Below are 23410 nucleotides of genomic sequence, written 5' to 3'. Positions count from 1 at the left end.
GATTCAGTGAGGACATGAAGATGAGAGAGCTATTTGGCTAGCGGAAGACCAGATGGAGGGGCTGCGGCTATGACGCAGTCTGATTGGAAGATGCTTTTCACGCGAAGAGGAAGCTTCGATACTTCCCTGATCGCAGGTCGTAATTCGAGCCAGTCAGATGCAACAAGCGCTGCTACCGATGTCGTAGCCGCAATGAGAGCACGTCAGGATGTGTTTAGGATCGGCGCGTTATCACCCCCTCGCCTGCACGCTATCCACCCTCTTCTTCACTATTGTTGGAGGGGATCGTGATCGTCTGCCGCTGAGCGTAAATTATCATCATGGGGATGTTTATGAGCTTTGTGATGTGTTTGGCGTCAGACTGATCCTTGTGCTGCCAAGGTCGGCGCCCGTTCCCTTCTGGAAATTTGTTTTCCAAGTTAATTGGTTAAGAGGATGTTTGAAGGTTAAGCGATCGGGCAAGTCCTCAGATTCCGCTTAAACCTTGCGAGTCGCGTCGCCTGGGCCGTTCCTAAAGTGTCGAGATATTGTTCCCGAAGTGTCGGCTAGGTCGTTCCCGAAGTGTCGACGATACGTTCCCGAAGGTACGAAGTGCGTTCCCGAAAGTACGATACTCGCTGAGAGTTGTGGAAAACGGAGCCACATTTGAATCAGTTTGCAGTATGACCCCCTAAGCGACGTTCAAAAGGTGCGTGCATTCACGATCTGATCGATGGTGGCCCGCCGGCTTCGATCTAAGCACGACACTTCAGGAACGGTTGGCGCCGAAATGTCCTCACCGACGGTTAAGCTCGTGGCGGTGCTTTTTGTCGTGGCGCCGGACGAAGCCAATAAAGGCTTTTTGCCAGTCTACAGGGGTACGCGCCTCGTCTGCGTCCACCCACCTCTTATAGTCCTCGTGAAGGGTATGCAGATCCCAGCCTGGACATTCTCGCCTTAGGAAGTCGATGGTTTCATCAGTAAGAAACCCGGCTGTCGCTCGATTGGAAAGACCGACGATTGCCCTCCTTGCCATAGAACGAGCATTCGCGGCCTCTTTAGCGGCCACGGGCTTAGCTTCGGTTCTAGGAGGGCTGGCACCGTCTTCCCTGCTCTTTGGACCAGCTTTCTTGGAGCTCGTCTGAGCCACACTACCAAGTTGGGCGCGACCCCCCTGCCCTTTTGGTTCATTCGTTGGTACCGCGTCGCGGCGGATCATCCGCACCAAGGGATCGCCTTTGGATGCTGCTTGCTCCATCTTCAGCTGGTACCCCGGCAGGCTATTGCTCTCAACGATCTTATTAATTTCAAACTTGAAGCGCCGGTACTGCCCTTCTGAACCGGATTTCTCAAAGAGAGTCGGAAGGGCGATTGCAAACCCCCCTGCCCCGGCGCCGCCTGCATGCTTACGCGCTACCTTGTAGAGCCATCGCTCTCGGCCGCCCGTCAGATCGAAGTAAGCTCGGTCAATAGCAAGAACGCCGCCTTGCATAATGACGCCCTCGTAGAACCAGTTCGACAGCTCAAGCGTCATGCCTCGGGAGCGTTCGGTTCGCTCGTCGACCAGCTGTGTCCAGCCATCAAGCCAGCTGAATGTGGCTTCCCGCCTGTGCTCGGCACGGATGTTCGTCTTGACTGTTGTTGAGACGAGACGGTCGAGTGCACCTCCCAGGAGTTCGTAAGCCCGGCCCGTTGTTGGCCTGCCGATCGACCGAAGAATGTCGTACGGCATCACGTTCAATTTACGGGGGATGTCATTTACACCGCGGCGCTGCATATCTGCGAGAACGCTGGCGCAATAGATGAGGATGTCCGCGTCCCAGATGGTGGCGATCCCATAATCGGGATTCGCAGAGACGTGGACCCACAGTTTGCCGTTGGGCGAAGTGTAGTCGATGGGCTTCACGCGCTTGGACTTCGAAAGAGAGAAGAACGGGCGCTCCATCATCTCACGCTGATCGCGAAAGCTCAGATCAGCGATATAGGGAAGGAACAGGTCGAACTGCGATGAGATTGACTGTTTTGGTCTATCGCTCATGGCCGTTTCCCTGGGGAAATGGCCACACCGACACCCAGTGTTTCCCCGGGGAAACACTCAGGGACAGCGCCTGCGTTTCCCCGGGGAAACACCATTCTACAACGAGGTCGAAGACTGCGGTATCGTTGCGAGGCCGATCGAATTTCACAAAAACCATCCGTCATAATTGGGCGCTCGTATGGTTTCCCCCAGGCACACGCACGCGGCCGCAAACGGCGTTTCCCACCTGTCCGCGGTTCCCGAAAAGCCGAGACATCTCGTTATCCTTTGTTATCGGGCCAGAGGCCTACCGGCCTCCTTGAGCTTTCCGAGAGCGGTTCTCAGGGCTTGAGCCAATTCTGCCTCGCTTGCGCCAGATCCCGCATGAAGCCGTACAGTTACGCCCTGGCGGTTCTGGGAAAGAACACTGAGGGCAGGGTGCCCATGCTTAGATGGCACAATAACCTTCCAAGCGGAGTCGTCGTCTTGTTCGGCGCCAGCCGTGAGCAGGCGTCGGATGACCTCTGGGGCGGGTATCGGGGACTGTCCGCTTTCTTTTAGCGCCTGCTGTTCCTCCGCCAGTCGCCGTGCTTCACCCTGTATGAACGGTTCGCGGATCTCGTCGGCGACTGCCTGAGCGAGTGGGTAGGCGGGTTTCAAATTTATGTCGGCCGGCGAGGCAAAAGCGGCGATCACCCAATCTGGCAAGGCGGCGACCTTGAGCATCTTCGAAAGCCAACCTTTCGAAATACGAAGGCGCTCGGCCATGCCCGTTACACTGCCATTGTAGTGCGCAATGAGGGCTGCAGCATAGTTCTGGGCGCGCTCAAGATCGCTAACGTCCTTCCGGGCGCGGTTCTCGATATCTGCGAGGCGGAAGGATGCTTCGTCGTCGAGTTCATGAACTTCGGCGAGAAGTCTCATGTCCGGATAGGAGTGCTTCCGAAGCCAACTGATTGCAAAATGACGGCGAGTGCCGGCGATCACTTCATAATCGACACTTCGGGAACCAGTCGGCCGCCTGACGATGACGGGTACCTTCTGGCCGCCCTCGGAGATGATCGAGTCGATCAGGTCCCTGGTGTTCTCCTTGGTGAGTTGATCGTAACGGCGAGCATTGCCTTCCCACACGCCGACGTTAGCCGGATCGAGCATAAGCTGGGTGACTTGGCGTACCTCACCAGATGCCACGCGGCTAAGCGCGCTTTCGCGGCTGAGCAAGGTCATGGCGCCTCGGCGGTCCCTAGCATGAGGCTCGGGCGAGCTGCTTGGTTGCTGTTCCTTCTCGGTTTCAGGCGAGGGCGGAGCGTCCTCTTCCTCCTTCAGAAGGTCGGCGAGATAGTCTTTCTGTTTAGCCATGCTGAAACCCGCTGCACAAAAATGAAGAGAAGCCGAAGCCTTCACCAAAACCGGTGTTTCCCCGGGGAAACACGAAGCATGCATCAGGCCGCTTCATTGACTATGTCCTCCTCGCTCGCCGGGACCGCGATCCCCCAGGAACGGCGGACGAGTTGCTCGATCTGAGAGAGCGCCTCATTCAAATTCGCTTTGCTGCGTTTGTGCGTCCGGGCTGTCCCAATCGGCCTTTCCAGTTCGTAGACTGTCATCATCCGGAGTGCGGCGTGACTAATTTCCGCCGATTCTAAAATAGAGACCGGGAGCAGGGCCGGCCCAAATGCCTGCTGCATGATCTGCTGCATCATCGCATGGCTGGGGTCATTCGCGTCAAATTTCGAACACAGAAGACGAACGAAATCATAGCGTACATGAATGCCGGCATCAGCGAGCTGCTGGGACACCTGTTCCATCATCGAGAGGAATTGCACCGTCGAACAGAAATCCGGAGTGGTGGCTGCTAGCGGTACGAGCAGTGCTGACGCGGCCTGCATGACGGCAAGACTGATCGTGCCGAGGGCGGGGGGGGGGTCAAGCAGCACGACGTCATATTCTCGCGCAAGATCCTCAAGGCCAGCCTTCAGCTTGCGGAAGCGGGCAGCAAGGACACTGCCACCACCAGCGCCGCTAGCCGCAAGCTCATACTCGACGTCAAAAAGTTCAAGGTTTGAAGGGATGAGGTCGACATTGGGCCACGGGGTCTTCTTCACTGCATAAAGAAGGTCTTTCTGCGTCGGGTCGATCGACAGGTAAGGATAGAGGGTTTCATCCCTGCTGATATTGAAATGCGGATTGAACCCAAACAGAGTTGTAGTCGTCGCCTGACTATCGCAATCGACAACTAGGACCCTGTATCCTTGGACCGCCAGATAATGCGCTAGGTGCGTCGTAACGGTCGACTTTCCCACACCGCCCTTAAAATTCTGAACGGCGATCAGAACCGGGGGATCGGCGGGGCCCCGTTTGGGCGAAGCATCCAGCACCTCGCGCATGTTAAGGAGGTCAGCCACTGTATAGCCCAGCCTCCGTCCGTTGTCTGAAGCTGGGGCAGGGGGCAGACGCCCATCCTCCTCAGCCATTCTGATCCGGTTGGTCGAGCAGTTGAGCAGCTGTGCCGCTTCAGCAATGCCATAGCGCACGCTTAGACCTTTGCGCGCTTCAGGCAGAAAGGCTTTCTTCCGAAGCCGTTCAACCATACGCTCGCCCGCTTCCGCCAGATCGGCGATCGTGTCGTCTCTTGAATGCATTCGGAGGCTCCCTGCGGAATTTGAAGCTTTGTTGTGCAATATCAATAAAAGTTCGTTCACGGAAGTGACGATCATCTGACGTACTTCCCGCCTTTTGAGAGCTGCTGGTGAGGGACAAGCCGCGGAGTTGAGCGTGGCGGACTAGGGAAGCTTACAGCCGTCAAAACTCGTCGAGTTCCCGTTGGTTTAGAAAAGGGACCTTTAAAGGTGAGTTTGCGCTGAGTTGTGTAGCTTTCAAACGCCTTGAGAGTTCGGTGGCAAAATGCCACCTTGCGAGGAGGAGGCAGCACAATGGCGCAGTCAGTGAAAATCAGCGACGAGGTCATGAAGATCGTTCGCCGCGAGTCAGAACTTCAAAGCCGCTCAGTTGCGGGCCAGATCACCTACTGGCTGCGTATTGGCCGAGTGATTGAGAGGTCCGGGCACTTCGATCATGCGCGTCTCTCGGCGGCGCTCACTGGCGAGCTTGAGACCCGAGACCTCGGCGAAGAAGAAAAAGACGTTTGGCTAGACGCATTTGTGGGGAAGATGGGGCAGCCGGCGCCAAGCGAGGAGGCGTTTTTCGAGAAGCGGCGCCGACTTGGGCAGGGCGTGGGTCTCGATGACTCCGGCAAGCTGGTCTATGAGCACGAACCTGCGGCCGCGTGAGGCCTACGATGATTGTGCTTGCCGGGCCGAACGGGGCCGGCAAATCTACGCTTTACGCTACGCGCGTAGCTCCGACCTTTGCAGGACCATTCATAAACGCTGACATCATTCAACGGGATGAGATGGGCAACGCGTCACCGGAGGCCTCGTATGAAGCTGCCCGAATTGCCTCGTCGCGCCGCGACGAATTCATCGCCGAGGGCAGGGATTTCGTAACTGAAACCGTCTTCTCTCACTCCTCGAAGCTCGATCTGATCGACAAAGCCCGGTCGAACGGCTTTACCGTAGTGGTAATGCACGTGGGTGTGAACTCGCCGGACTTATCGGTCGAGCGGGTTAAAGCGAGGGTAGGGGAGGGGGGACACGCCGTTCCCGAAGAGAAGATTCGTGCTCGATATGGCCGCAATGCGTCGATCATTCGGGAGGCAGTTCTCAAGGTTAATCGCGCCATCGTCTTCGACAACTCCCGCCTCAACCGACCGCCAATGCATTGTCTTACGTTCTCAAATGGCCGGCTTACCTTTGCAATGGCACGTCTCCCCGCCTGGATCCGGTCAGCCTATCAGGCCGACCTTCGCATTCGATAAAAACATCGAGCAGGATCTGTCCCGACGTACAATGGACGGAGAGTTTATGAATTCTGTCCTGCACGGGGCAGTGCAAAAAGACGACATACGCCTCCAGTTACCGCCGGGATCAGCAGAAGGGGGAACGCAAGACATAGAAGGACCGCGCCGCCGGCTGGAGCCAACGACACGATCCTTTACTATCATAGATTCGTGCGGTCTGCCCTATGAAGCAAGCGGGAGCGGAACGGTGCACCACTCCAACCATGCAATCCGAAGCTCCACGTCCAGCTGCCTGTGCAGGTCGTAATCGATCGCATGGTAGCCAAAGCTGTCAGCTTTTCGGCTGGCGACGAGGAGATGCATGTGCGGAGGCGTATCACCTTGGGGTACATGAAGCGCCAGATCAGCGACTGCATTTCGCGGGAGGCATCGCTGTACGAGGGTGGAGCAGCCGTCCAGCCATTCACCTGGGGTAGCGCCTTCAGGAAGATCGCCGACAACATGCCAGGCCCGGATGTCTTCCGGATTGGCTGTCGCCTCCGAGACCTCGTCAGCCTTCTTCCAGCGCAGGTAGGTCGACCTTGTCCACTCTGGTTCATCCGAGGGGAGGAAAGGTTTAACAGCGAGAAGGTCGTCTCTTCGCTTTACGAAATCGATAGCGTCCATTCCACTCAGCTCGAACCGGGTGCGGCGGATATAGGCAGCAGCCGACAGGGCTGTTTTCGAACTATCTAAGGAAGCGGGAGAACCCCGCCACTGGATCGACACCGGGCGGCAGACGAACGGCTTCCGCGTGCCCAGGCCGCTCACCAGTTGATCTCCAGAAAGTCGGCGTCTCCGAGCACGTCACCGCCACCGTGCATCCTGGGGGGATTGGCGAACGGAAGCAGATGTTCAAGTGCGGGCTGATCGCTTTGGATCCAGCCGGCGAGGCCCGCCCATGCCTCGAGGACAGCTTCAGGCTGTCCGTACTGGGCTCCCTCCCAATGCTTCGCGGCGAGGTACGTCGCGACCACGTCCCGTTCGCAGTAGTTGCTAAGGGCAGGCCAGTCCTCCTCGGCAACGAGCTGAGCCACGCGCTTGCCGTCCTTCTCGATCTTACAGGGGATGGAGAGCGCCGCGCAAAATGCGTTCAGGCTAAACTTCGGTGCGCCTCCGAACTGAGTGATCCCCTGAAGAAGGTCGCTATGTTTCCCCACCGGTGAACGCGAATGGACGTGAATCCCCATTATTGTTGGGGCAATCTCTCCCGTGCCCAAGCGCAAGGTGCAGACCCGCGTCGGCGAAGCCTGGACACCTAATTTCTATTACAAGACCAGCAGCGTGCAGCTGCTGTTGAAGGCATCAGTCGTCAGGCTACGATCTATGCTGCCGGATCCTCTCAGGCCCCCAGCCCGTTTCCGGTCGCCGGCTTCGTGGCGCTGACCTTCTTCCGCTACGACGTGTGCGACAACGATCCCTACAACGAGGTCTCGGTAGCGATCCTGTTGAGGCCTCCCGGCGCCAAAAGCCGGACGCACTGAGCCTCCTGAAGTCGGTGCGCGAACGCCACTTCTACGCACTTGTTCTTGCCTTGCCGGTCGCCACGAAGATTGGCGCGCGTGCGCGGCGTCGAGGGGTATCAGCTCCCAAAATGGCTCATTGATATCGAAGCCGATATCAGCGGCGAAGAGGTTCTGGCTCTCGCGAGCGCGCCCGACGGCCGTGTGGATCTCGGACAACGTGTCGAAACGCCGCCGCCGCTCCCGGGGTTCGGCGGTGCAACGAGATAGGACGGAAGAGAACGTCATCGCGAGCAACAGCAGAAAAGGACAGAGACATGCCATTTGCGACCACAGAAGACGGGGCCGAGGTTTATTACAAGGACCGGGGCCGGAAGGACGCGCAGCCGATCTTGTTCCACTATTGCTGGCGCGGACGACTGGGACAGCCAGATGCTGCTTTTCTTCGACAAGGCTACCAGAAATCGCGAGCGACCGCCGCGGCCACGACCGCTCCAGCCAAGTCAGAAAAGGCCATGACATGGATCACCACGCGTCCGACGCTTCCGCGATCGCCGCGACAAGCATTCTGCCGACATGTCGAGCCAGAGGTTCACTGGCAGCTCTTGATTGGGCTATTCTCTCAGATTCTCCCGCTGACTACCGATGAAGACAAATGCGGGGCGGAACCGTTTGCGAAGAGTGACAGTAGTACAAGCGCAGGTTACAACTTCGTCTCTGACCGGCACTCGGTCTGATCTGGGAACCGTACGGACTCGGGGGCAGAGTGTGCCGCCCCCACCATGGGCATCAAGGCGTTTGACGGGTTTACAAGTCGCCTTGGTGCCCTTGATGGCGGCGACATAGTTTTGATGCGCAGGACTTCATCGTGGCAAGCACTGACGAGCCGTGCGAGACGTATTGTGCATGACGGCGGCGCGACGGCCTACCGACCGCAGCACGGCGCGCTTCCGTGTGAAGCCCCGGAAGCCGCGACGCTTTACCCAGCGCTTGTCTACACCTTGCGACGGAGTTGACCGGTTGATGCGCTTTGTAGTGTCGACAACACCTGTTTGAACGCGCCAGTGGTCACTCAGCGCCGGTACGGTCGAAACGCTGGTTTATTTGCTGACTGAGATGGGGGCGCGAAGCCGCCACTCGCCGCATGCGCTGAGCGTCCCGTGCGGGAACAAGGCTACTGGAAAATACCGAAGCAAGCGGCGTCAGATAATCATGTGGCGATTGCCGCTTCACTATAGCCCGCGGAGCGTGAAACCCTGCGGCGCGTTGAATTGCTATGAAGGATCACACGGACCTATGCTGATGCGCAGACGCACTCTACTGCGCAGCGGCTTGGCAGGCGCGCTCCTCGCTGCCGGTGGCGTTGGACGTGCTACCATCGCTGAGCGCCCGGTGCTGCTACGCGGTGCACGGCTTCTGGCCATGGCAGGTGTGCATAGGAATGACGCAGGCGTTGCCGACCTTCTGGTTCGCGGCGGCCGCATCGAGAGGATCGGCCGCTCACTGTCTGCGCCGGATGCGGAGGTGATTGAGGCAGACGGGCACATCCTGATGCCCGGCTTCGTCGACACTCATAATCATCTTTGGCTGTCGCAGATGCGCGGGCTGTTCGGACGCTCAGAGGCTACCCGCTACTTTCCGCTGGTCGAGCGGTTGGGCGCGGCGTTCCGTCCCGAGGACATGCGGGTCGGCACGCTGTTTGGCGCGGCCGGAGCGCTGGCGGCGGGCGTGACCACCACGCTCGCCTATTGCGACAACATCCGCTCCCCGGCTCATGCCGATGCCGCGATCGCCGGCCTGCGGCAGGCGGGTATTCGCGCGCGATTTCTTTACACCTCGCATGACGGAATGGCGGCGGACGAGCCGGTGGCGCTCGACCATCTGCGCAACCTGCACGATGGGCGCGACGACTGGTCCGCAGGCGGCCTGATCGACTTGGGGCTGGGCTTGCGCACCCCGCGAAAGGACGCGCCACCGGCCGAGTTCGCCCGAGCTGCGCACGAGTTGAGTGTGGCGCGGGCGCTGGGCCTCCCCATCTCGACGCACATCAGCGGAGAGAACGGGCCGGCGCAGCTGGATGCGCTGATCGCACGCGGATGGCTTGGCCCGGACATGCTGCTAGTCCACGCCACAGGTGCTGGGCCGGAGCGACTGGCACGAGTGCGAGAGCGAGGCGCTGGCGTGTCGCTGACGCCGATTACCGAGCACCGGGTCGGCTATGGCCTCACGCGCGTCAACGATTATCTCCAACCGCTGGGCCGGGTCGGGCTGGGCCTCGATGGCGCACTTGGCGGCGCGCCTGACATGTTCCCGGTGATGCGGACGGCGCACAATGTCCAGGCGGCCGGCTTGGGCGAGCTGTCTATCCTGCCCCGCCGCCTGCTGGAGCTGGCGACCATTGAAGGCGCGCGCGCGATCGGCCTTGCCGACCAGATCGGTTCGCTGGAGCCGGGTAAGCGCGCGGACCTGATCCTGGTCGACACGCGCAGCCTGAACATGGGCCCGGCGGACGAGGACTCGAGCGCGCTTCTCGTCTATTCAGCGGGCAGTCGCGACGTCGCCCTAGTCATGGTGGACGGCCGAATTGTAAAGCGGGGCGGCAGGATGATCCGCCTCTCCGAACACGCCACGGCGCAAGCCGCCGCGCACTCACTCGCCCGGATCCGCCGAAGGGCCGAACCTGCGCCACCGTCTGCGCCGTACTGAGGCGGGCGGCGATGGCTCGTATCCTGGCACGCGTCGCGGGATTGGTGCTGCTCATCCCGCTCGTCTATCTGCTGCTGGCTGTCGCCGGGGCGCTCATCCCGCGCAATGTGGGCTGGCAGCAGCCCGAACGGGGCATCCCCGTCTTCGTGAGCAGCAATGCCGTTCATGCCGACCTGATTGTGCCGGCCCGGTCGACGGGGGTCGACTGGTACGCCCTTCTTCCACCTGCCGACGTGCCGGACCCCGCTTCGGCGGCGGGGTGGATCGCCATCGGCTGGGGCCAGCGCGATTTCTATCTCAAGACCCGCAACTGGTCGGACTTGACCCTCGGTGTCGCGGCCAAGGCGATGCTAGGGGGCGAGGCGCTGCTGCATGTGGAGCACAGGAGCCGGCCCGGTCCATCTGCATCGACTCGGCCGCTTCACCTGTCGCCGGACGGCTACCGCCGCATGGCCCGTGCCATTGCCCGAAGCTTCGTGTCCGATGGGGAAGGGCGGGCGATACCCCTGCCCGGCAGCGGTTACAAGGACGATGACGTGTTCTACGAGGCGCGCGGAACCTACCATGCCTTCGCGACATCCAACCAGTGGACCGCGAACCGGGTGGCCGATGCGGGGGCCACGATCGGCGTCTGGACGCCCTTCGCTCAAGGTCTCATGTGGCGTTTCGACGAGGAGTGAGCGGGCAGCGCTTCTTCCCGGCAATCAGACCGATGTGTTCGCCGAGGAGCCCGCGTTCACATCGATGGTCGTGCCCGAAATATTGGCCGCCTCCGGGCCGGCCAGGAACGCCACCGTATCGGCGATCGCCTGCGGCTCCATGATGCCAACGGGCAGCGGCTGTCCTTCACGGACGGATTGTTCCTGCGCCTCGGACGACGAGAGGCCGCGCGATCCCCGCAAGACGCCATCCCGCAGAAGCACCGTGTCGACGGGGCCCGGGGCCACCGCATTAACGCGCACCCCGTCGGGACCCAGCGCCAGCGCAAGGCTCTTCATCAACCCGGTCACACCCCATTTCGAGGCGTTGTAGGCGATGGAATCGGCTGAGCCGCCGGTTTGCGCGCTGACGGAACTGATGATCACCATCCGCCCGCCGTCACTGCGCCGTAATCCGGCCAGCACGCCTTGGGCGGAGTTCATCGCGCCGATCAGGTTGATATCGATCACGTCGCGCCAAACGTTCGAGTCCATCTCATCCACCGTGTCGGGCGTTCCCCAGATCCCGGCATTGAGTACGGCGATGTCGATGCCGCCAAGTTCCGCCACCGTGCGCTCGCCGGCCGCGCGCATGGCGGCGAGATCGCGCACATCGGCGACGATCGGCAAGGCGCGTACGCCCTCCGCACGCACCAGCCGCTCGGCCTCCCGCAAATCGTCGGCGCCGGCCAGCTGATAGGCGGTCGCCGACCCGGTCGCCTGCGGCTCGGCGATGTCGAGGAGCGCCACGTCCGCGCCGCGCCGGGCAAGCTCGACCGCCGTCGCTCGCCCGATCCCCCGCGCGGCTCCGGTCACGAAGGCGACCTTTCCGCCGAGCGGAGATTGTTCGCGCGGCGTCTGCGCGGTGGCTGCAACGGGAATCGTCGCAGCCACCCCGGCAAGTGTGGCCGAGAGGACGGCCCGTCGGTCGACTGGCGACATGTGGTTCTCCTGACGATGCGCGCCCTGTCAGCGCACAAGGTTCGGACGATCGGGGCTCACCACAGGTTCCGGCAGCCTGCCCTGTTTTCGCTGCGAGGCGGCAGTGCCTCCGCGCGGCGGCGGTAACCTCACGGAAAGCTTTGCTGAACCGGCGTGAAGGGCCTTAGCCCGGCCGTCCGCCATGGGCGTTCCACAGCGCCAGCACTTCGCGCCGGTTCTTCGGCCCGTAGGTCTGGAAGCTGGGATTTGGCTCGGCCCGGTAAGCGGCGCGGCGTTCGGCCAGCTCGCCGGTTACGGTGACTGCCGGAACATCAATGCCATAGACCCGCGCGCCGTTAAGGCCAAAAATCCGGCGCTTGGCGTCCTGCGTCAGCGCGGGGTAGCCGTACCGTTCCTGAAATTCCGGCGAGATCTCGAACGTGCGGAATGCCTGGATTTGGTCTTGCGGGTTGCCGTACCAGATCGAGTCCGTCCCCCACATGATACGCTCTTCGCCGAAATATTTCAGCAGCTTGCCCATCACGTGCGCCGCCTCTTGCGGCCGGGTCATGAAGTGGCGCCACATAGATCCCATCTCTGCGTACAGGTTCCCGCTGTTGCGCTGCAGCCCCGCCTCCTGGTGGGCCTTGATCAGGCGGTCGACGCCCTTCGGATCTTCGGGATCGTAAGGGCCCTCGGCGACCTCCGCTTCGAAGCCGGAATGGTAGGTGAGAAAGGTGATGTCCGGGTTCTCGACAGCGGCCTGTCCCATGTCTTTGGGGCTCGAATATTCATAGGCGAGCCCGGGCAGCGGCAGCCCCTTGTGCACCGCGACCGTTGTGACGCCCAACGCGCGGGCGCGGTCGAACATTGCACGCGCAGTGGGATCGGTGAGGAAGATGCCGGTCCCGTCCGGACCGTACTGCGGATACATCTTCCACGCGGCGACACCATAGCGCTGCGCCTTCTCGTCCATCGTCTCGATCTGTCCCGGAACCTGCGGGAACACGCCACCATGGATCAGCGCCCTTGCGCCCTCGCCTCCGATCGCGGCGACGATCTCGCGCGCTTCGGCCGCATAGTCGATCGGTGTCGGCGAAGGCTCGCCCCACAGGGCAGAGACCACCGCCACATCGGTGTCGGAATCGAGGAACACTTCTTTGGCGAGTACCTGCGCGGAAAAGCAGTCATACTCGCCTTCGCCGCATCGTGCGGCCTGACCGAAGACCTCTGTCAGATTGCGCCGCCAGCGCTCGCCCGCCGTGCCGTTGATCCATCGTCCGTCAGGCTTTACGCAATGGGTTTGCACGTCGAAGATGAATTCCCGCTTCGCCAGCGTGTCCTTTGCCTGAGCATCGTCGAGGGCGGCCTCCTCCGGCACGGCGAAGCGGCTTCCGCGCTCGCCCAGCGCATCGGCGGCATGATTGCAGGCAGCCAGCGTCGAAGCGGCACCCGCCGCTGTGATCAGGAACGCACGGCGTTCAAGTCCCAGCCGCCTGGCATTTTCACTGGCGGCTTCGTGAGCGAGATCGTTTGCGAGGCGCTGCGTTGGCGTGAGAGGCGGCGCAACGTACTCACCATTTGAGGTGCGGTCGATCTTGACCGGCAAGCGCCGCCCTTGGGGATCGAGGTCGAAGTCTGGCGGCATCCGGCATTCTCCTTGGCTGCCCCACCCGCAGGGACCAAGCCTACAGCATCGCGTGGCGCTGACAATCGTCTGGCGGCGGCGAGCGCCTAACGCTGCGATTTCGAGCCATGAAGAGAATGCGGCGACGGCACATTTAGGCGGAGTGGTCGTTCACGCACCCACCGTTGTGTAGACCGGCGACGCGCGTAAAGATCAGCCCGCAAGACGGATCCTTCTGCAGTGGCGACGGCGGCAGAATGAGCTCGTCTCGATAGAACTCACGGTTCGAAACGCGGATCAGTGACGGGTCGCGGGAGCGGTAGTGCCATTGCAGCATCCTCATTCGCAACCCGCGCGCTTCGCACAACGAAAGGATGCTCTCGAGTTCGCCGAGTGTCGCAGCTCCTCCGAGCAGGACCTCACCTTCCTTGTCCAGATCTTCAGCGTCGCCATCGTCAGCGAGTAGTCGATCGAAGAAGGAGGTCGGTGGCAGCTGCTTCTGGTCGCCGACGATAACCACCTGACGAGCGCGCGCTATGGCAACCAACGCATCCTCGGGCGGGACTTGGCTCGCCTCGTCGAACACCAGGAGGTCGAAGCCAATCTTGCCGGGGGTGAGGACCTGCGCGACCGAGATCGAACTCATCAGCAGCACTGGCTTATCCGCTGAATAGCGTTGGACGCGCGCAGGAACAGCTGGCGCAACGCCATGTGCCGGTGGTCGTGGGGAACTCGACGTTGCAGCGCTTCTTTCTGCGCCATGCGCCCACGAAAAATGCTCTGTCGGAAGCAGACGTAATGGGCGAGAGGCCAACGGAAACCACATTGTCCAGTTCCTTCCAAGACCCCCGCCATAATGAGGGCGCTCGGTCTAGGCGGGATGCAAAGGAACTCTCCGCGTCCTCGTGTTGTTCGGCAGAGATGCGGAGCAGCGCTACAATCGGAAAAGCTTCTTGCGGATGAAAGTCTTGCGCTCCGGCTGGCTACGTTGGCTGGTGATTGTCTTGGCGCTGCTCCTGTTTGCGTTCCTCCTCTTCCTGGTGTGGGCGCATCGCCCGCCGATCGCGGAGATCACGCCGCCGCCGCGCACCGCCTTTGCCGCGGCCGAGATCAGGCGCGGCGAGAACTTGGCGCGGATCGGAAACTGTGTGAGCTGCCACCAATCGGCACATGGCCGCCCTTTCGCGGGCGGGTACGGCGTGCAATCGCCCTTCGGTACGATCTACGGCACCAACATCACTCCCGATGCGCAGACCGGCATCGGCCGCTGGTCGCTGGAGGCTTTCACCCGCTCGATGCGCGAAGGGGTGAGCCGCGATGGGCGCCATCTCTATCCGGCCTTTCCCTATACCCACTACACGTTGGTGAGCGATGCAGATCTGCGCGCGCTCTACGCCTACTTCATGACCCGCGACCCGGTGCGCGCCGAAGCGCCCGTCAACGAATTGCCGCTGCCGCTCAAATTCCGCCCGTTTATTGCTGGCTGGAAGCTGCTGTTCTTCGAGCCCGACCGCTTCCGCCGCGATCCGGACCAGTCGGCCGAGTGGAACCGGGGCGCCTATCTGGGCGAGGGGCTCGCTCATTGCAGCGCCTGCCACTCACCGCGCAACTGGCTGGGTGCCGAACAGCGGAGCGAAGCTTATAACGGCGGCTGGTCGGCCGGCTGGTATGCGCCGCCGCTCAACGAGACCTCACCGGCAGTGCGCGCCTGGACCGCCAGGCGGCTGCAGAGCTATCTGCGTACGGGGCTGAGCGTTCACCATGCCGCCGCGGCGGGGCCGATGGGGCCGGTCACCCACAACCTCGCCCGCGCGGACGAGGCCGACGTGCGCGCGCTCTCCAGCTATTATGCCTGGTGGATGCGCGATGCTCCGGCATCCAACCGCGAACCGCCGCTCGCCGATCGCAGCGAAACAGCGCGACGCGCGCATCCTGCCGGTGCAGCGCTATTTGCCGGCGCCTGCGCCACGTGCCACGAGCCGGGCGCAACGATGATGGCACTGGGCGGACGCCCAGCCCTGCCGCTTGGCAGCCCGCTGCACGAGCGCCACCCGCATGACACCATCCAGATCATCCTCAACGGCCTCCAGCCGCCGGTGGACGAAGCCGGCCCGTTCATGCCCGCTTACCGCGATATCCTGACAGATCGGCAGGTGGCGCAGCTCGTCGCCTATTTGCGCACGCGCTACGGGTCGGGCCCCGAGTGGCCGGATCTGGTGGAGGAGGTAACCGAGGCACGGGAGAACAGTGCGCCATGATCGAGCTTGAGGTGAACGGCACGTCGCACCGGATCAACGTCGATCCCGCCACGCCGCTGCTCTATGTCCTGCGTGACGATCTCGACCTACATGCCGCTAAGTTCGGCTGCGGCCTCGGCCAGTGCGGATCGTGCACGGTATTGGTAGACGACAAGCCGGTGTTCGCTTGCATCACGCCGATCGCTGCGCTGGCTGGCCGCATGATCACCACGGTGGAGGGGCTCGGCACGCGCGAGGCGCCCGGCATCGTGCAGCAGGCTTTTGCCGAGGAGCAGGCGGCGCAATGCGGCTATTGCATCCCCGGCATGATGGCACGCGCCGAGGCGTTGTTGCGCCGCACGACCAGCCCCAGCGAAGCGGAGATGCGCGCCGCGATGCGCCCGGTGCTCTGCCGCTGCGGCACGCATATGCGCATATTGCGCGCGGTCCGGCGCGCAGCGGCTATGCGTGGCGGCGGCGTAACCGATGCGGCGGAGCCGGTGCGATGAACGCACACCTTTCGCGCCGCGAGATGATCGCGGGCGGGGGTCTCGTGGTGCTATTCGCACTCGGACCGCAGGCGACCGGGCAAGGCGGCGGTGTCGAAGGGCAGGCAAACGGAGAAGGGGAAGTCGCGCCCGGCCTGCCCGGCAGTCTCGGCCAGCATCCGGTGCTTGACAGCTGGATCCGCGTCGCGGCCGACGGTCAGGTGACGGTGTTCACGGGTAAGGCGGAGCTCGGACAAGGGATCAAGACCGCGATCGTGCAATTGGCCGCCGACGAGCTCGATATCGGCCTTGATCGGCTAACGCTGGTCACTGCGGATACGCATAGCTCACCCGACGAAGGGCTGACCGCGGGCAGCCACTCCATGGAAGATAGCGGTACCGCCGTCGCCAACGCGGCCGCCAATGTCCGCCACTTGCTGGCCGAACAGACAGCGCGGCTGTGGGACGTGCCGGTCGCGTCGCTTTCCACTCGCAACGGGCAGGTTACAGACGGCAACGGGCGCACGCTCGACTATGGCGCAATCGCCGCGAACCTATCGCTGCACGTACCCGCGCGCTTGGACATTCCGCGCAAGCCCATCGGGGCTCGGCGGCTTATCGGCAAGCACCTGCCGCGGATCGACATTCCCGCCAAGCTGACCGGCGGCACCGCCTATGTCCATGACATGAAATTGCCGGGCATGCTTCACGCCCGCGTGGTGCGTGGCCCGGCGGAGGGCACGCAACTGATCGATCCGGACGTAGCCGCGATGGCGGGGTTGCCCGGTGTCGATCGGGTGGTCAGCGAAGGGCGCTTCATCGCGCTTTTGGGGCGAAGGGAATGGCCGCTGGTCCAGGCGCTGCGTATCCTCGGGCAGTTGGAATGGGAGCGTCCAGGCGAGCCAATCCCTACCGGTGACCGCGCCGCGGTGGTGAAAGGCTTGTCGCCACGCGTCGAGCCGATCCTCGACCGGCAGGATGAGTCCGGTGGTGAGGCCGTGCGCTGGGTCGCCGCGCGCTACACGCGCCCATGGCTTATGCATGGTGCGATCGGCCCCTCTTGCGCGGTGGCGCTGCTGGAGGATGGCATCATGACCATCTGGACGCACAGCCAGGGGGTCAATCCGCTGCGCGGAGCGATCGCCGAGATGCTGGGCATGCCGCCCGAGCGCGTGCGCTGCGTCCACGTGGAGGGATCGGGCTGCTACGGCCATAACGGCGCGGACGATGTCGCCGCCGATGCTGCGCTCGCCGCCCGCGCGGTGCCCGGCCGGCCGGTCAGAATGCTCTGGTCGCGCGAGCAGGAACATGGGTGGGAGCCGCTCGGCCCGGCGCAGGTCGTCGAGCTACGCGGCGGACTGGACGCGGTTGGGCGCATCATCGCATGGAATCACCAGGTGTGGAGCAACACGCACGTGACCCGCCCCTCGCGAGCAGGCGACCTGATCGCCGCGCAGGAACTCGGGCGCGGTTTCACGCCTGCGTCACCACGCTCACTGCCGCAGCCCGAAGGTGGTGGCGATCGCAATTCCATCCCGCTCTATGCACTCGCCAATGCGCGGGTAACAAAGCACTTCCTGCAGGACATGCCGCTACGGGTTTCGGCTATTCGGTCGCTCGGCGCGCACATGAATGTCTTCGCCATCGAGTCCTTCATGGACGAGTTGGCGCTTGCCACCCGCAGCGACCCGGTTGCGTTCCGCTTGCGCCACATGGCCGATATGCGCGCCCGGACGGTGATCGAGCGCACCGCCGATCGCTTCGCCTGGGGACGCCGTACGCCCGGAACGTTGCGCGGCCACGGTTTCGCTTTTGCCCGCTATAAGAACCTCGGCGCCTTTTGCGCGATTGCGATGGACGTAGAGGTGCTGCGCGACAGCGGCCGGGTGGTCGTACACCGCGCGGTGGCGTCGGTCGACAGCGGGGATATCGTCAATCCCGACGGCATTCGTAACCAGATCGAGGGTGGGATCTTGCAGTCGATCAGCTGGACCGGGCATGAAGCTGTCGCGTATGACGAGCGCAGCCGCACGAGCTACGATTGGAGCGTCTACCCGATCCTGCGCTTCGAAGACGTACCGCTCAGCGTGGAGGTTGATCTGGTCGATCGGCCGGGCCAGCCCTTCCTCGGCACCGGTGAGGCCGCGCAAGGCCCGGCGGCGGCAGCCTATGCCAACGCGATTGCAGCTGCCACCGGCCGACGCCTGCGGGAGATGCCTCTGACTGACGACGCCATTCGCACGAGGCGCTAGTCACCTGAATCTGAAGTTCGCCATTGTCTTCTGGCAGAAGCGTTTGGATTGAGATCGAAGTCAGGCGTCGGTAATTGCCCACTTCCTGACGAGAATGTGATACCTGCAGCGATGCAATTCTCGAAGCTCCTTCCACGCTGAGCCTAGCGACCGACGGTGTGGAGCGCTTGCTCCACCAACTCCTGGACGTCGGTCTTGCGAAGCGCATTCCGTGCTGAGTGGCTGGCGGTGCCTCCGAAGGACCCGATCCCGGATCCCCGACGGGCGAGTTTCCGGTGGTGCTGGGCGGCCATTGCACGATCGTGCTGGGCTCGATGCTCGCGCTTCGGCGGCGCGGCCGCTACGGCCTGCTCTCCACCGATGGCAACGTCGATTTGTTCCAGCCCGAGACGAACCCAAGGGTGAGGGCGCCTCGATGGATCTCGCCTTCGTCACCGGCTATGGCCCCTCGCTCTTGACCGACATCGAAGGTTGCGGTCCTCTGGTGTGCCCTGAAGACGCTGTCGCGGATGAGCTAGGGGCTGCGCTCCGAGTTGCCTTGGCGAGCGGCAAGGCAGTCGGCCTCGAAATCATTATTTACAATCCGCGCCTTGAGGACGGCAGCGTCGGGCGCCGCTTCGCGAACGCACTAGCCGCAGCGCTCGAAACAGCAGCGCCATGAATGCGGAGAGCAACGCCTGCTTTTCGGCGTAGCAAAAGGAGTTCGTTCAGCGACCCAAGAGTAGACTAACCAGGATGTGCCCAATGTCTTAAAACACGCGATACGGCACGCCAATCCTTCGCTCTGCGCTCGCTCGACGATCTAGAATAGCGCGTACGTAGCTCGCTGCCTCTTCTTCGCTAGCAAAGAACCGCTGACATTCACGGTACCGCTGGCCGATACGCCCCCAGCGCGTTTCGACTATCACCCCGCCGAACAGATCGTAAGCAGCTTCGATTTCGTAGTGGCGCGCGATCCGGCCATCTCTGCTGATCGCCCGGAAGACGAGGGGCTCGAAAGGAAGGGTGGCAAACATAGTAGCCTGTTTACCACCTGCTCTGCGAGCGCCTCCAACGCAGATTCTCGTTCTGTTCTTCCCTATTGATTCAGGAAATGAATCAGGGCACCGCTGACACAGCGGCTCGGATGCCGGCAGTTCGGCTAGCAACAGCATGCCCAGTCGCCGACGATAGCCCCAACAGAGTTGGCATCGGTGCTCCGAGCCTCCTAAGAGTCGGCGTTGTCAGCGCCGGACGCCGCGGAACACCCGCGCGGCAACGCCGCTCCGGCCTGGAGCTGGCGTCCATAACGCAGCGCCGTCGACGGTGACGACCAACGTAATGTGAGTGCGATCTCAGCCCCATCCTCACCAGCAGTAAAAAAGATCCTGTGCCCGCCCGACCCGAAGTGAATGCGTCGACAGCGCCTTCACCGCACGGTCAAGTTCGTCCGGGGGAACGTCCACCAATCCTTGCTCTGCAGCGCTCAGTGCAATCCGCCGATAGATACCGGTCACGCCTTGGCGCGTGAGGGGACGCTCGCCGATCGTGTAGGTCACGAGCTCTCCAGCCTTGGCCCTGCCCACAGTCGCAGCATCTTCAGGCCAGCGAGCCTCGGCGGCAGCGTTCGCTTTCGCGCGGCGTCGGTCGACACCGACCCGGCGGAAAAGTGGTCCTTCAGATACGTCAGCTTCACTGCGCCATGATCTGAGCCGCCGCATGGTATCGGCAGACAGGGATGCCCAGGCGCCAAGCTGCTCCTGATCTGTTTTCGAGCGCGGCAGGAACAGAAGACCGGATCCGTCCGGCTGCGGCCGAACATCGTCGACCGCAACCGCAATCAGCTCGGATACGCGCAGCCCTGCATCGTAGCTGACCGACAGCAGCGCGGCATCCCTGAGGCCTTGCGGATCGGAGGCGCATGCGTCGAGCATGGCGGCGATTGTAAATCCGCCTACTCCGGCGGGTTCGCCGCCGAACCGCAGTGGTGCAGCTTGGCGCTGCGCGGCGCCTTGTCGGCGGTTTGCGCGCAGTGCGTTGCGCACCATGGCGGTGCTGGTCGGCAGAGTATTGTCATCAAACCCAAGCAGCCGGTGCGTTGTCGCGAGGCTGGCGATCCGGCGCGCGAGCGTCGCTGGCTTTTTTCCGTCTGTCCCGAGCGCGCGCAGGTAGCGCACCAAATCTTCCGGGTCTGCCGGGAAGGCGCGGCGGCTTTCAGCGTCGCACCAGTCGAGCCAGCAATCGAGGTCAGCCGCTGCCGCGAGCATCGATGCCGGCGCCATGGTCTCGAGCGCAGCTTTGAGGCCGAGCGCGCTTACTGCCGGGAGTTCGTCCGACGCGGCGCGCGCCAGCGTGTGGGCAAGACGTACCGCCGGCGTGGGTGCGCGGCCGTCATTCCGGCGGCGGAGAGGCAACGAACCGGTCCGGACGAGCATGGCCGTGGGGTGCGAAGTCTGTGAGCTTCTTTCGCCGCGGTTCGGTTTCCGGTCGCCATGGCTGCTAGGGCGCGCGCCTTCAGTCAGACCGTCGTTCGCTGCTCCATACCCGTTATCCGACACATTCGCGGTGCTCGGCGCGGAAGATGAGCGTTTCGTGCGCTGCGCCATGAGGCTGCCCTGTTCTTACCAATAACCGTTTTGTGGTTACCATAATGTGCAATTATGGGAAGGGCGTGTTCGGCCGTGGAAGGGAAGGGGCGTTCGCTGGCGATCGCGTGCTCGTAGTGGGGATAAGGAAGTATCCGTCGTGGGAATGGCTCCCGGACGATCCTGCTTGCCGGGGATCGCCCGGGAATGCCAATTAGTCGTATTGGTCGGCAAGGCGATCCGTCAGGCGTTCACCTTCGGCGATCTCGCCGTGCGCGCGGGTAAGAAGTTGGTGCGTTTCGGAATCGAACCCGCCGCGGTCGAGCGCCTCTCTGAACTTCTTCTCGATGTAGTCTTCACCCTCTTCGACGCGCTCCGCGGCAGCCTCGTCAGCATCACTGAAAGCAGTCGCGATTTTCGTCCAGATCTGGTGAGCGTTACCAGCCGTGCTGCCATCCGTCCGGGTGCTGCCGCCGAGACGCGTGATCTCTCCGTTCAGATCGTTCACCAGCGCGCGGCGCTTCTGACCTTGCTCCCGGAGGATGCGCTTGAGTTCGGGAGCCTTGGCGCCCTCAGATGCCTTTTCATAACCGATAGCGCTGTCGATCGCAGTATCGGTTAGCGTTTCGAGTGTCTTGATTGCGTCAGTCATAGCTTCTCCTGTTTGGTTGCACTCTTCCTAAACAACCGAAAGCTCCCATTGTTCAGCGATTGGCAGACTTGAACGGTTTGGGAGGCTCAGGAGACTTCATCGTCATGACACGGGCATCCTAGCCGTGCGGATTGTCGATGAAGCCGTCCCAACATACGACCGGACAGCAGGGTCTTGATCAACCGAACCCGCCTTGCTGCAGACCCCGCCGCCGTTGGCATGAGGTCTGGTCAGGCATCCTCGCAGTGCACATTAGCATTTTCAGGCCCAAGAAGGTTCGAAGAGATTGAATATCTCCGGAACAGTAGCTATTCCGGTCCATGTCTGGAGATAGCTTATGCCGATGCCGCTAGCATATCCTGCCACTCAACAAGGGCCGGCTCCTCTCATTGATCTTTCGTCTCGCGCAGAGCGGGACCGGCTGAGCTCGGACGCAATACGGGCCTTCTTCAACATTATGGAGCGGTGGAAAATTAAGGACAGCGATGCCCGCCTACTGCTCGGGGATATGTCGAACGGCGGCTATTACGCGCTGAAGAAGAAACCCGACCGGACGCTGGATGAGGACCGGTTACGGCGCATCTCCTATCTCGTGGGCATCTTCAAAGCGCTGAACATTCTTTATAGTGAGAAGCTTGCGGACCAGTGGATCCAGCTCTCCAACAAAAACCGTATATTCGGCGGCAGAACGCCTTTGTCCTATATGATCCGCGGCGGCCTTCCGGCTTTCCAGACCGTTCGAAGACTACTGGACGCCCGCCGGGGCGGACATTGACCCTTCCGCCTCGGAGACGGCTGCGCCAGAATGACACTCACCGGTTGGTCCCTTCAAAGTACAGCGAAGGCGGGGAGAGCATTCTTACCCGAATTTCGGATAATACCGAACATCTGCAGGGTATTTTCGACCTCGATCACGCGACCAATGATCGTCTTTTCGCTGAGAACAATCTACTTCCTGGGATCGGCATTGATGAGCTCGTGTTCGGCATATCCTATTACCGGATCGTGAACGCGGCTTTCACTCACGCTCACCCGCTCGGCAGCCGGTTCAATGGTCCAGACCGAGGAGCATGGTATGCGGGTTTCGATCTCGCCACGTCGCAAGCGGAGATAGCTTTCCATAGATCGGTCGAACTCGCCGAAATCGACTGGGCCGAAGAGAGCGTAACCTATGACGATTATCTGGCCGACTTTGGTGGAGAGTTTCACGACATAACCGCAGCGCCCGAATTCGCCCATTGCCTCGATAAGGAAAGTTACGTGGCCTCGCAGGATGTAGCTGAGGTTCTGCTAAAAGCGGGTTCAGCAGGTCTAGTGTATCCAAGCGTGCGGTCTGAACGCGGCGTTTGTCTTGTTTGTTTCCGGCCTGCACTGGTCAATAACGTACGCAAACAGGCGCGTTATCGATTTACGTGGTCGGGGAACCCCGCCCCAGAGATTAGCCTAGAGCAGACCTTCTGATCGGAGGATATTGGGTGGAGTCCAAGGTCAAAGACAGACTGGCAGGTTTCGACGATCGCAGCGCGCTAGCTGCCGTCCCCCTGCGTCGTCATGCGGTCGAGGCGGCATCCGAGAACCCGCTACCACAATTGCTCCTCGGCTTCCTCGACTACAATTTGCGGGTCTGACTTTAAGCAATTTGCCGCTCAGTATCCGAGTGGTAGCGGGGAGTGAGATATTTCCGCTCGGGGAAGTGAGGTAGTCCCGCCTTTTTGGACAGGTTTGCGCTTTGGCGCAGCGCTGCGCCCGACCAGCGCGTGAGGTGTTGAAGCTCACAGATGCGGCGACCTTCATTCTCATCATTGGCAACACCCGAGCATGCGAAGAACTATAGCCTGCTACGATGGGAAAGCGGTGAGGTGGTACGCAGCACTTCCTTTTGCAGGTCTCCTATTCATTCTCATTCTA

The 23410-nt window shown here is 61.9% G+C and carries 22 protein-coding genes; 11 read left to right on the top strand and 11 right to left on the bottom strand.

Features of this window, described 5'->3' with window-relative positions; genetic code table 11:
* Positions 1-775: 775 nt before the first annotated feature.
* The 3 genes from C725_RS14505 to C725_RS14495 all read right to left on the bottom strand — a co-directional run bounded on the left by C725_RS14505 (position 776) and on the right by C725_RS14495 (position 4638).
* Positions 776-2017, bottom strand: a complete 1242-nt coding sequence (locus tag C725_RS14505; RefSeq protein WP_038283657.1) for a replication initiator protein A — start codon at positions 2015-2017, stop codon at positions 776-778.
* Between the two features lie 270 nt (positions 2018-2287).
* Complete coding sequence (locus C725_RS14500; protein WP_038283654.1) at positions 2288-3355, bottom strand: ParB/RepB/Spo0J family partition protein; 1068 nt, start codon at positions 3353-3355, stop codon at positions 2288-2290.
* 83 nt (positions 3356-3438) lie between these two features.
* Complete coding sequence (locus tag C725_RS14495; protein WP_038283651.1) at positions 3439-4638, bottom strand: AAA family ATPase; 1200 nt, start codon at positions 4636-4638, stop codon at positions 3439-3441.
* Positions 4639-4929: 291 nt separating this feature from the next.
* Between C725_RS14495 and C725_RS14490 the strand changes: the two genes are divergently transcribed.
* Complete coding sequence (locus tag C725_RS14490; protein WP_008603926.1) at positions 4930-5286, top strand: TA system antitoxin ParD family protein; 357 nt, start codon at positions 4930-4932, stop codon at positions 5284-5286.
* An 8-nt stretch (positions 5287-5294) separates the two neighbouring features.
* On the top strand, positions 5295-5873 hold the full coding sequence (locus C725_RS14485; RefSeq protein WP_008603925.1) for an ATPase: 579 nt from the start codon (positions 5295-5297) through the stop codon (positions 5871-5873).
* Positions 5874-6077: 204 nt separating this feature from the next.
* Here the strand turns inward: C725_RS14485 and C725_RS16000 are convergent, their stop codons facing one another.
* A complete protein-coding gene (locus tag C725_RS16000; RefSeq protein ID WP_160165735.1) occupies positions 6078-6665 on the bottom strand; it encodes a MobA/MobL family protein in 588 nt (195 codons plus the stop codon).
* Positions 6662-7084, bottom strand: coding sequence for a 3'-5' exonuclease family protein (locus C725_RS14475; RefSeq protein ID WP_038283640.1), 423 nt, complete (start codon positions 7082-7084; stop codon positions 6662-6664). Before C725_RS14475 ends, C725_RS16000 begins: the two co-directional genes overlap by 4 nt.
* Positions 7085-8653: 1569 nt before the next feature.
* On the opposite strand from C725_RS14475, the gene C725_RS14465 reads away from it, so the two are divergent.
* Positions 8654-10063 (top strand): amidohydrolase family protein, encoded by a 1410-nt coding sequence (locus C725_RS14465; protein WP_051051470.1) that lies wholly within the window; start codon positions 8654-8656, stop codon positions 10061-10063.
* A gap of 11 nt (positions 10064-10074) precedes the next feature.
* On the top strand, positions 10075-10743 hold the full coding sequence (locus C725_RS14460) for a TIGR02117 family protein (RefSeq protein ID WP_008603921.1): 669 nt from the start codon (positions 10075-10077) through the stop codon (positions 10741-10743).
* A gap of 24 nt (positions 10744-10767) precedes the next feature.
* Here C725_RS14460 and C725_RS14455 read toward each other — a convergent pair whose 3' ends face one another.
* From C725_RS14455 to C725_RS14445, 3 genes are all read right to left on the bottom strand, one after another.
* Positions 10768-11703 (bottom strand): SDR family oxidoreductase, encoded by a 936-nt coding sequence (locus tag C725_RS14455; protein ID WP_008603920.1) that lies wholly within the window; start codon positions 11701-11703, stop codon positions 10768-10770.
* Between the two features lie 163 nt (positions 11704-11866).
* Positions 11867-13330, bottom strand: a complete 1464-nt coding sequence (locus tag C725_RS14450) for an amidohydrolase family protein (RefSeq protein ID WP_008603919.1) — start codon at positions 13328-13330, stop codon at positions 11867-11869.
* A gap of 133 nt (positions 13331-13463) precedes the next feature.
* Complete coding sequence (locus tag C725_RS14445) at positions 13464-13955, bottom strand: AAA domain-containing protein (RefSeq protein ID WP_149864714.1); 492 nt, start codon at positions 13953-13955, stop codon at positions 13464-13466.
* A 313-nt stretch (positions 13956-14268) separates the two neighbouring features.
* On the opposite strand from C725_RS14445, the gene C725_RS14440 reads away from it, so the two are divergent.
* The 4 genes from C725_RS14440 (at position 14269) to C725_RS16545 (ending at position 18947) form a co-directional block, all read left to right on the top strand.
* Positions 14269-15567, top strand: a complete 1299-nt coding sequence (locus C725_RS14440; protein ID WP_008603917.1) for a cytochrome c — start codon at positions 14269-14271, stop codon at positions 15565-15567.
* The gene (locus C725_RS14435) at positions 15564-16055 is read left to right on the top strand and encodes a (2Fe-2S)-binding protein (RefSeq protein ID WP_008603916.1); all 492 of its coding nucleotides are present in this window, start codon (positions 15564-15566) and stop codon (positions 16053-16055) included. The genes C725_RS14440 and C725_RS14435 overlap by 4 nt, the downstream gene beginning before the upstream one ends.
* Positions 16056-16078: 23 nt before the next feature.
* Positions 16079-18286, top strand: coding sequence for a molybdopterin cofactor-binding domain-containing protein (locus tag C725_RS14430; RefSeq protein ID WP_243442767.1), 2208 nt, complete (start codon positions 16079-16081; stop codon positions 18284-18286).
* Between the two features lie 415 nt (positions 18287-18701).
* On the top strand, positions 18702-18947 hold the full coding sequence (locus C725_RS16545; RefSeq protein ID WP_008603914.1) for an ArgI2 arginase: 246 nt from the start codon (positions 18702-18704) through the stop codon (positions 18945-18947).
* An 88-nt stretch (positions 18948-19035) separates the two neighbouring features.
* Here the strand turns inward: C725_RS16545 and C725_RS14420 are convergent, their stop codons facing one another.
* From C725_RS14420 to C725_RS14410, 3 genes are all read right to left on the bottom strand, one after another.
* On the bottom strand, positions 19036-19302 hold the full coding sequence (locus C725_RS14420) for a WGR domain-containing protein (protein WP_038283636.1): 267 nt from the start codon (positions 19300-19302) through the stop codon (positions 19036-19038).
* Between the two features lie 330 nt (positions 19303-19632).
* On the bottom strand, positions 19633-20679 hold the full coding sequence (locus tag C725_RS14415) for a tyrosine-type recombinase/integrase (protein WP_338046346.1): 1047 nt from the start codon (positions 20677-20679) through the stop codon (positions 19633-19635).
* A gap of 385 nt (positions 20680-21064) precedes the next feature.
* Positions 21065-21502 carry a PA2169 family four-helix-bundle protein gene (locus tag C725_RS14410; RefSeq protein WP_008603912.1) on the bottom strand — a complete coding sequence of 146 codons (438 nt, stop codon included), beginning with the start codon at positions 21500-21502 and terminating at the stop codon, positions 21065-21067.
* 337 nt (positions 21503-21839) lie between these two features.
* Between C725_RS14410 and C725_RS14405 the strand changes: the two genes are divergently transcribed.
* From C725_RS14405 to C725_RS16455, 3 genes are read left to right on the top strand one after another with little or no spacing between them, the layout of a single operon-like run.
* Positions 21840-22277, top strand: a complete 438-nt coding sequence (locus C725_RS14405) for an MbcA/ParS/Xre antitoxin family protein (protein ID WP_038283633.1) — start codon at positions 21840-21842, stop codon at positions 22275-22277.
* Entirely contained in the window at positions 22274-22963 is a 690-nt protein-coding gene (locus C725_RS15995) for an RES family NAD+ phosphorylase (protein ID WP_078056323.1), read from the top strand. The genes C725_RS14405 and C725_RS15995 overlap by 4 nt, the downstream gene beginning before the upstream one ends.
* A 14-nt stretch (positions 22964-22977) precedes the next feature.
* Positions 22978-23130 (top strand): hypothetical protein, encoded by a 153-nt coding sequence (locus C725_RS16455; RefSeq protein WP_008603910.1) that lies wholly within the window; start codon positions 22978-22980, stop codon positions 23128-23130.
* Positions 23131-23410: the final 280 nt, after the last annotated feature.

Origin of the sequence: Pacificimonas flava, from assembly GCF_000342165.1 — a bacterium.
GTDB lineage: Bacteria > Pseudomonadota > Alphaproteobacteria > Sphingomonadales > Sphingomonadaceae > Pacificimonas > Pacificimonas flava.
The sequence above is the reverse complement of the archived record's forward strand: the minus strand, read 5'-3'. Positions and strand labels throughout refer to the sequence as shown.

What these genes read in the sequence shown, in the direction of transcription:
- C725_RS14505 (WP_038283657.1), bottom strand. Translation starts at nt 2,017, where the DNA reads ATGAGCGATAGACCAAAACAGTCAATCTCATCGCAGTTCGACCTGTTC.
- C725_RS14500 (WP_038283654.1), bottom strand. Translation starts at nt 3,355, where the DNA reads ATGGCTAAACAGAAAGACTATCTCGCCGACCTTCTGAAGGAGGAAGAG.
- C725_RS14495 (WP_038283651.1), bottom strand. Translation starts at nt 4,638, where the DNA reads ATGCATTCAAGAGACGACACGATCGCCGATCTGGCGGAAGCGGGCGAG.
- C725_RS14490 (WP_008603926.1), top strand. Translation starts at nt 4,930, where the DNA reads ATGGCGCAGTCAGTGAAAATCAGCGACGAGGTCATGAAGATCGTTCGC.
- C725_RS14485 (WP_008603925.1), top strand. Translation starts at nt 5,295, where the DNA reads ATGATTGTGCTTGCCGGGCCGAACGGGGCCGGCAAATCTACGCTTTAC.
- C725_RS14475 (WP_038283640.1), bottom strand. Translation starts at nt 7,084, where the DNA reads ATGGGGATTCACGTCCATTCGCGTTCACCGGTGGGGAAACATAGCGAC.
- C725_RS14465 (WP_051051470.1), top strand. Translation starts at nt 8,654, where the DNA reads ATGCTGATGCGCAGACGCACTCTACTGCGCAGCGGCTTGGCAGGCGCG.
- C725_RS14460 (WP_008603921.1), top strand. Translation starts at nt 10,075, where the DNA reads ATGGCTCGTATCCTGGCACGCGTCGCGGGATTGGTGCTGCTCATCCCG.
- C725_RS14455 (WP_008603920.1), bottom strand. Translation starts at nt 11,703, where the DNA reads ATGTCGCCAGTCGACCGACGGGCCGTCCTCTCGGCCACACTTGCCGGG.
- C725_RS14450 (WP_008603919.1), bottom strand. Translation starts at nt 13,330, where the DNA reads ATGCCGCCAGACTTCGACCTCGATCCCCAAGGGCGGCGCTTGCCGGTC.
- C725_RS14445 (WP_149864714.1), bottom strand. Translation starts at nt 13,955, where the DNA reads ATGAGTTCGATCTCGGTCGCGCAGGTCCTCACCCCCGGCAAGATTGGC.
- C725_RS14440 (WP_008603917.1), top strand. Translation starts at nt 14,269, where the DNA reads ATGAAAGTCTTGCGCTCCGGCTGGCTACGTTGGCTGGTGATTGTCTTG.
- C725_RS14435 (WP_008603916.1), top strand. Translation starts at nt 15,564, where the DNA reads ATGATCGAGCTTGAGGTGAACGGCACGTCGCACCGGATCAACGTCGAT.
- C725_RS14430 (WP_243442767.1), top strand. Translation starts at nt 16,079, where the DNA reads ATGATCGCGGGCGGGGGTCTCGTGGTGCTATTCGCACTCGGACCGCAG.
- C725_RS16545 (WP_008603914.1), top strand. Translation starts at nt 18,702, where the DNA reads ATGGATCTCGCCTTCGTCACCGGCTATGGCCCCTCGCTCTTGACCGAC.
- C725_RS14420 (WP_038283636.1), bottom strand. Translation starts at nt 19,302, where the DNA reads ATGTTTGCCACCCTTCCTTTCGAGCCCCTCGTCTTCCGGGCGATCAGC.
- C725_RS14410 (WP_008603912.1), bottom strand. Translation starts at nt 21,502, where the DNA reads ATGACTGACGCAATCAAGACACTCGAAACGCTAACCGATACTGCGATC.
- C725_RS14405 (WP_038283633.1), top strand. Translation starts at nt 21,840, where the DNA reads ATGCCGATGCCGCTAGCATATCCTGCCACTCAACAAGGGCCGGCTCCT.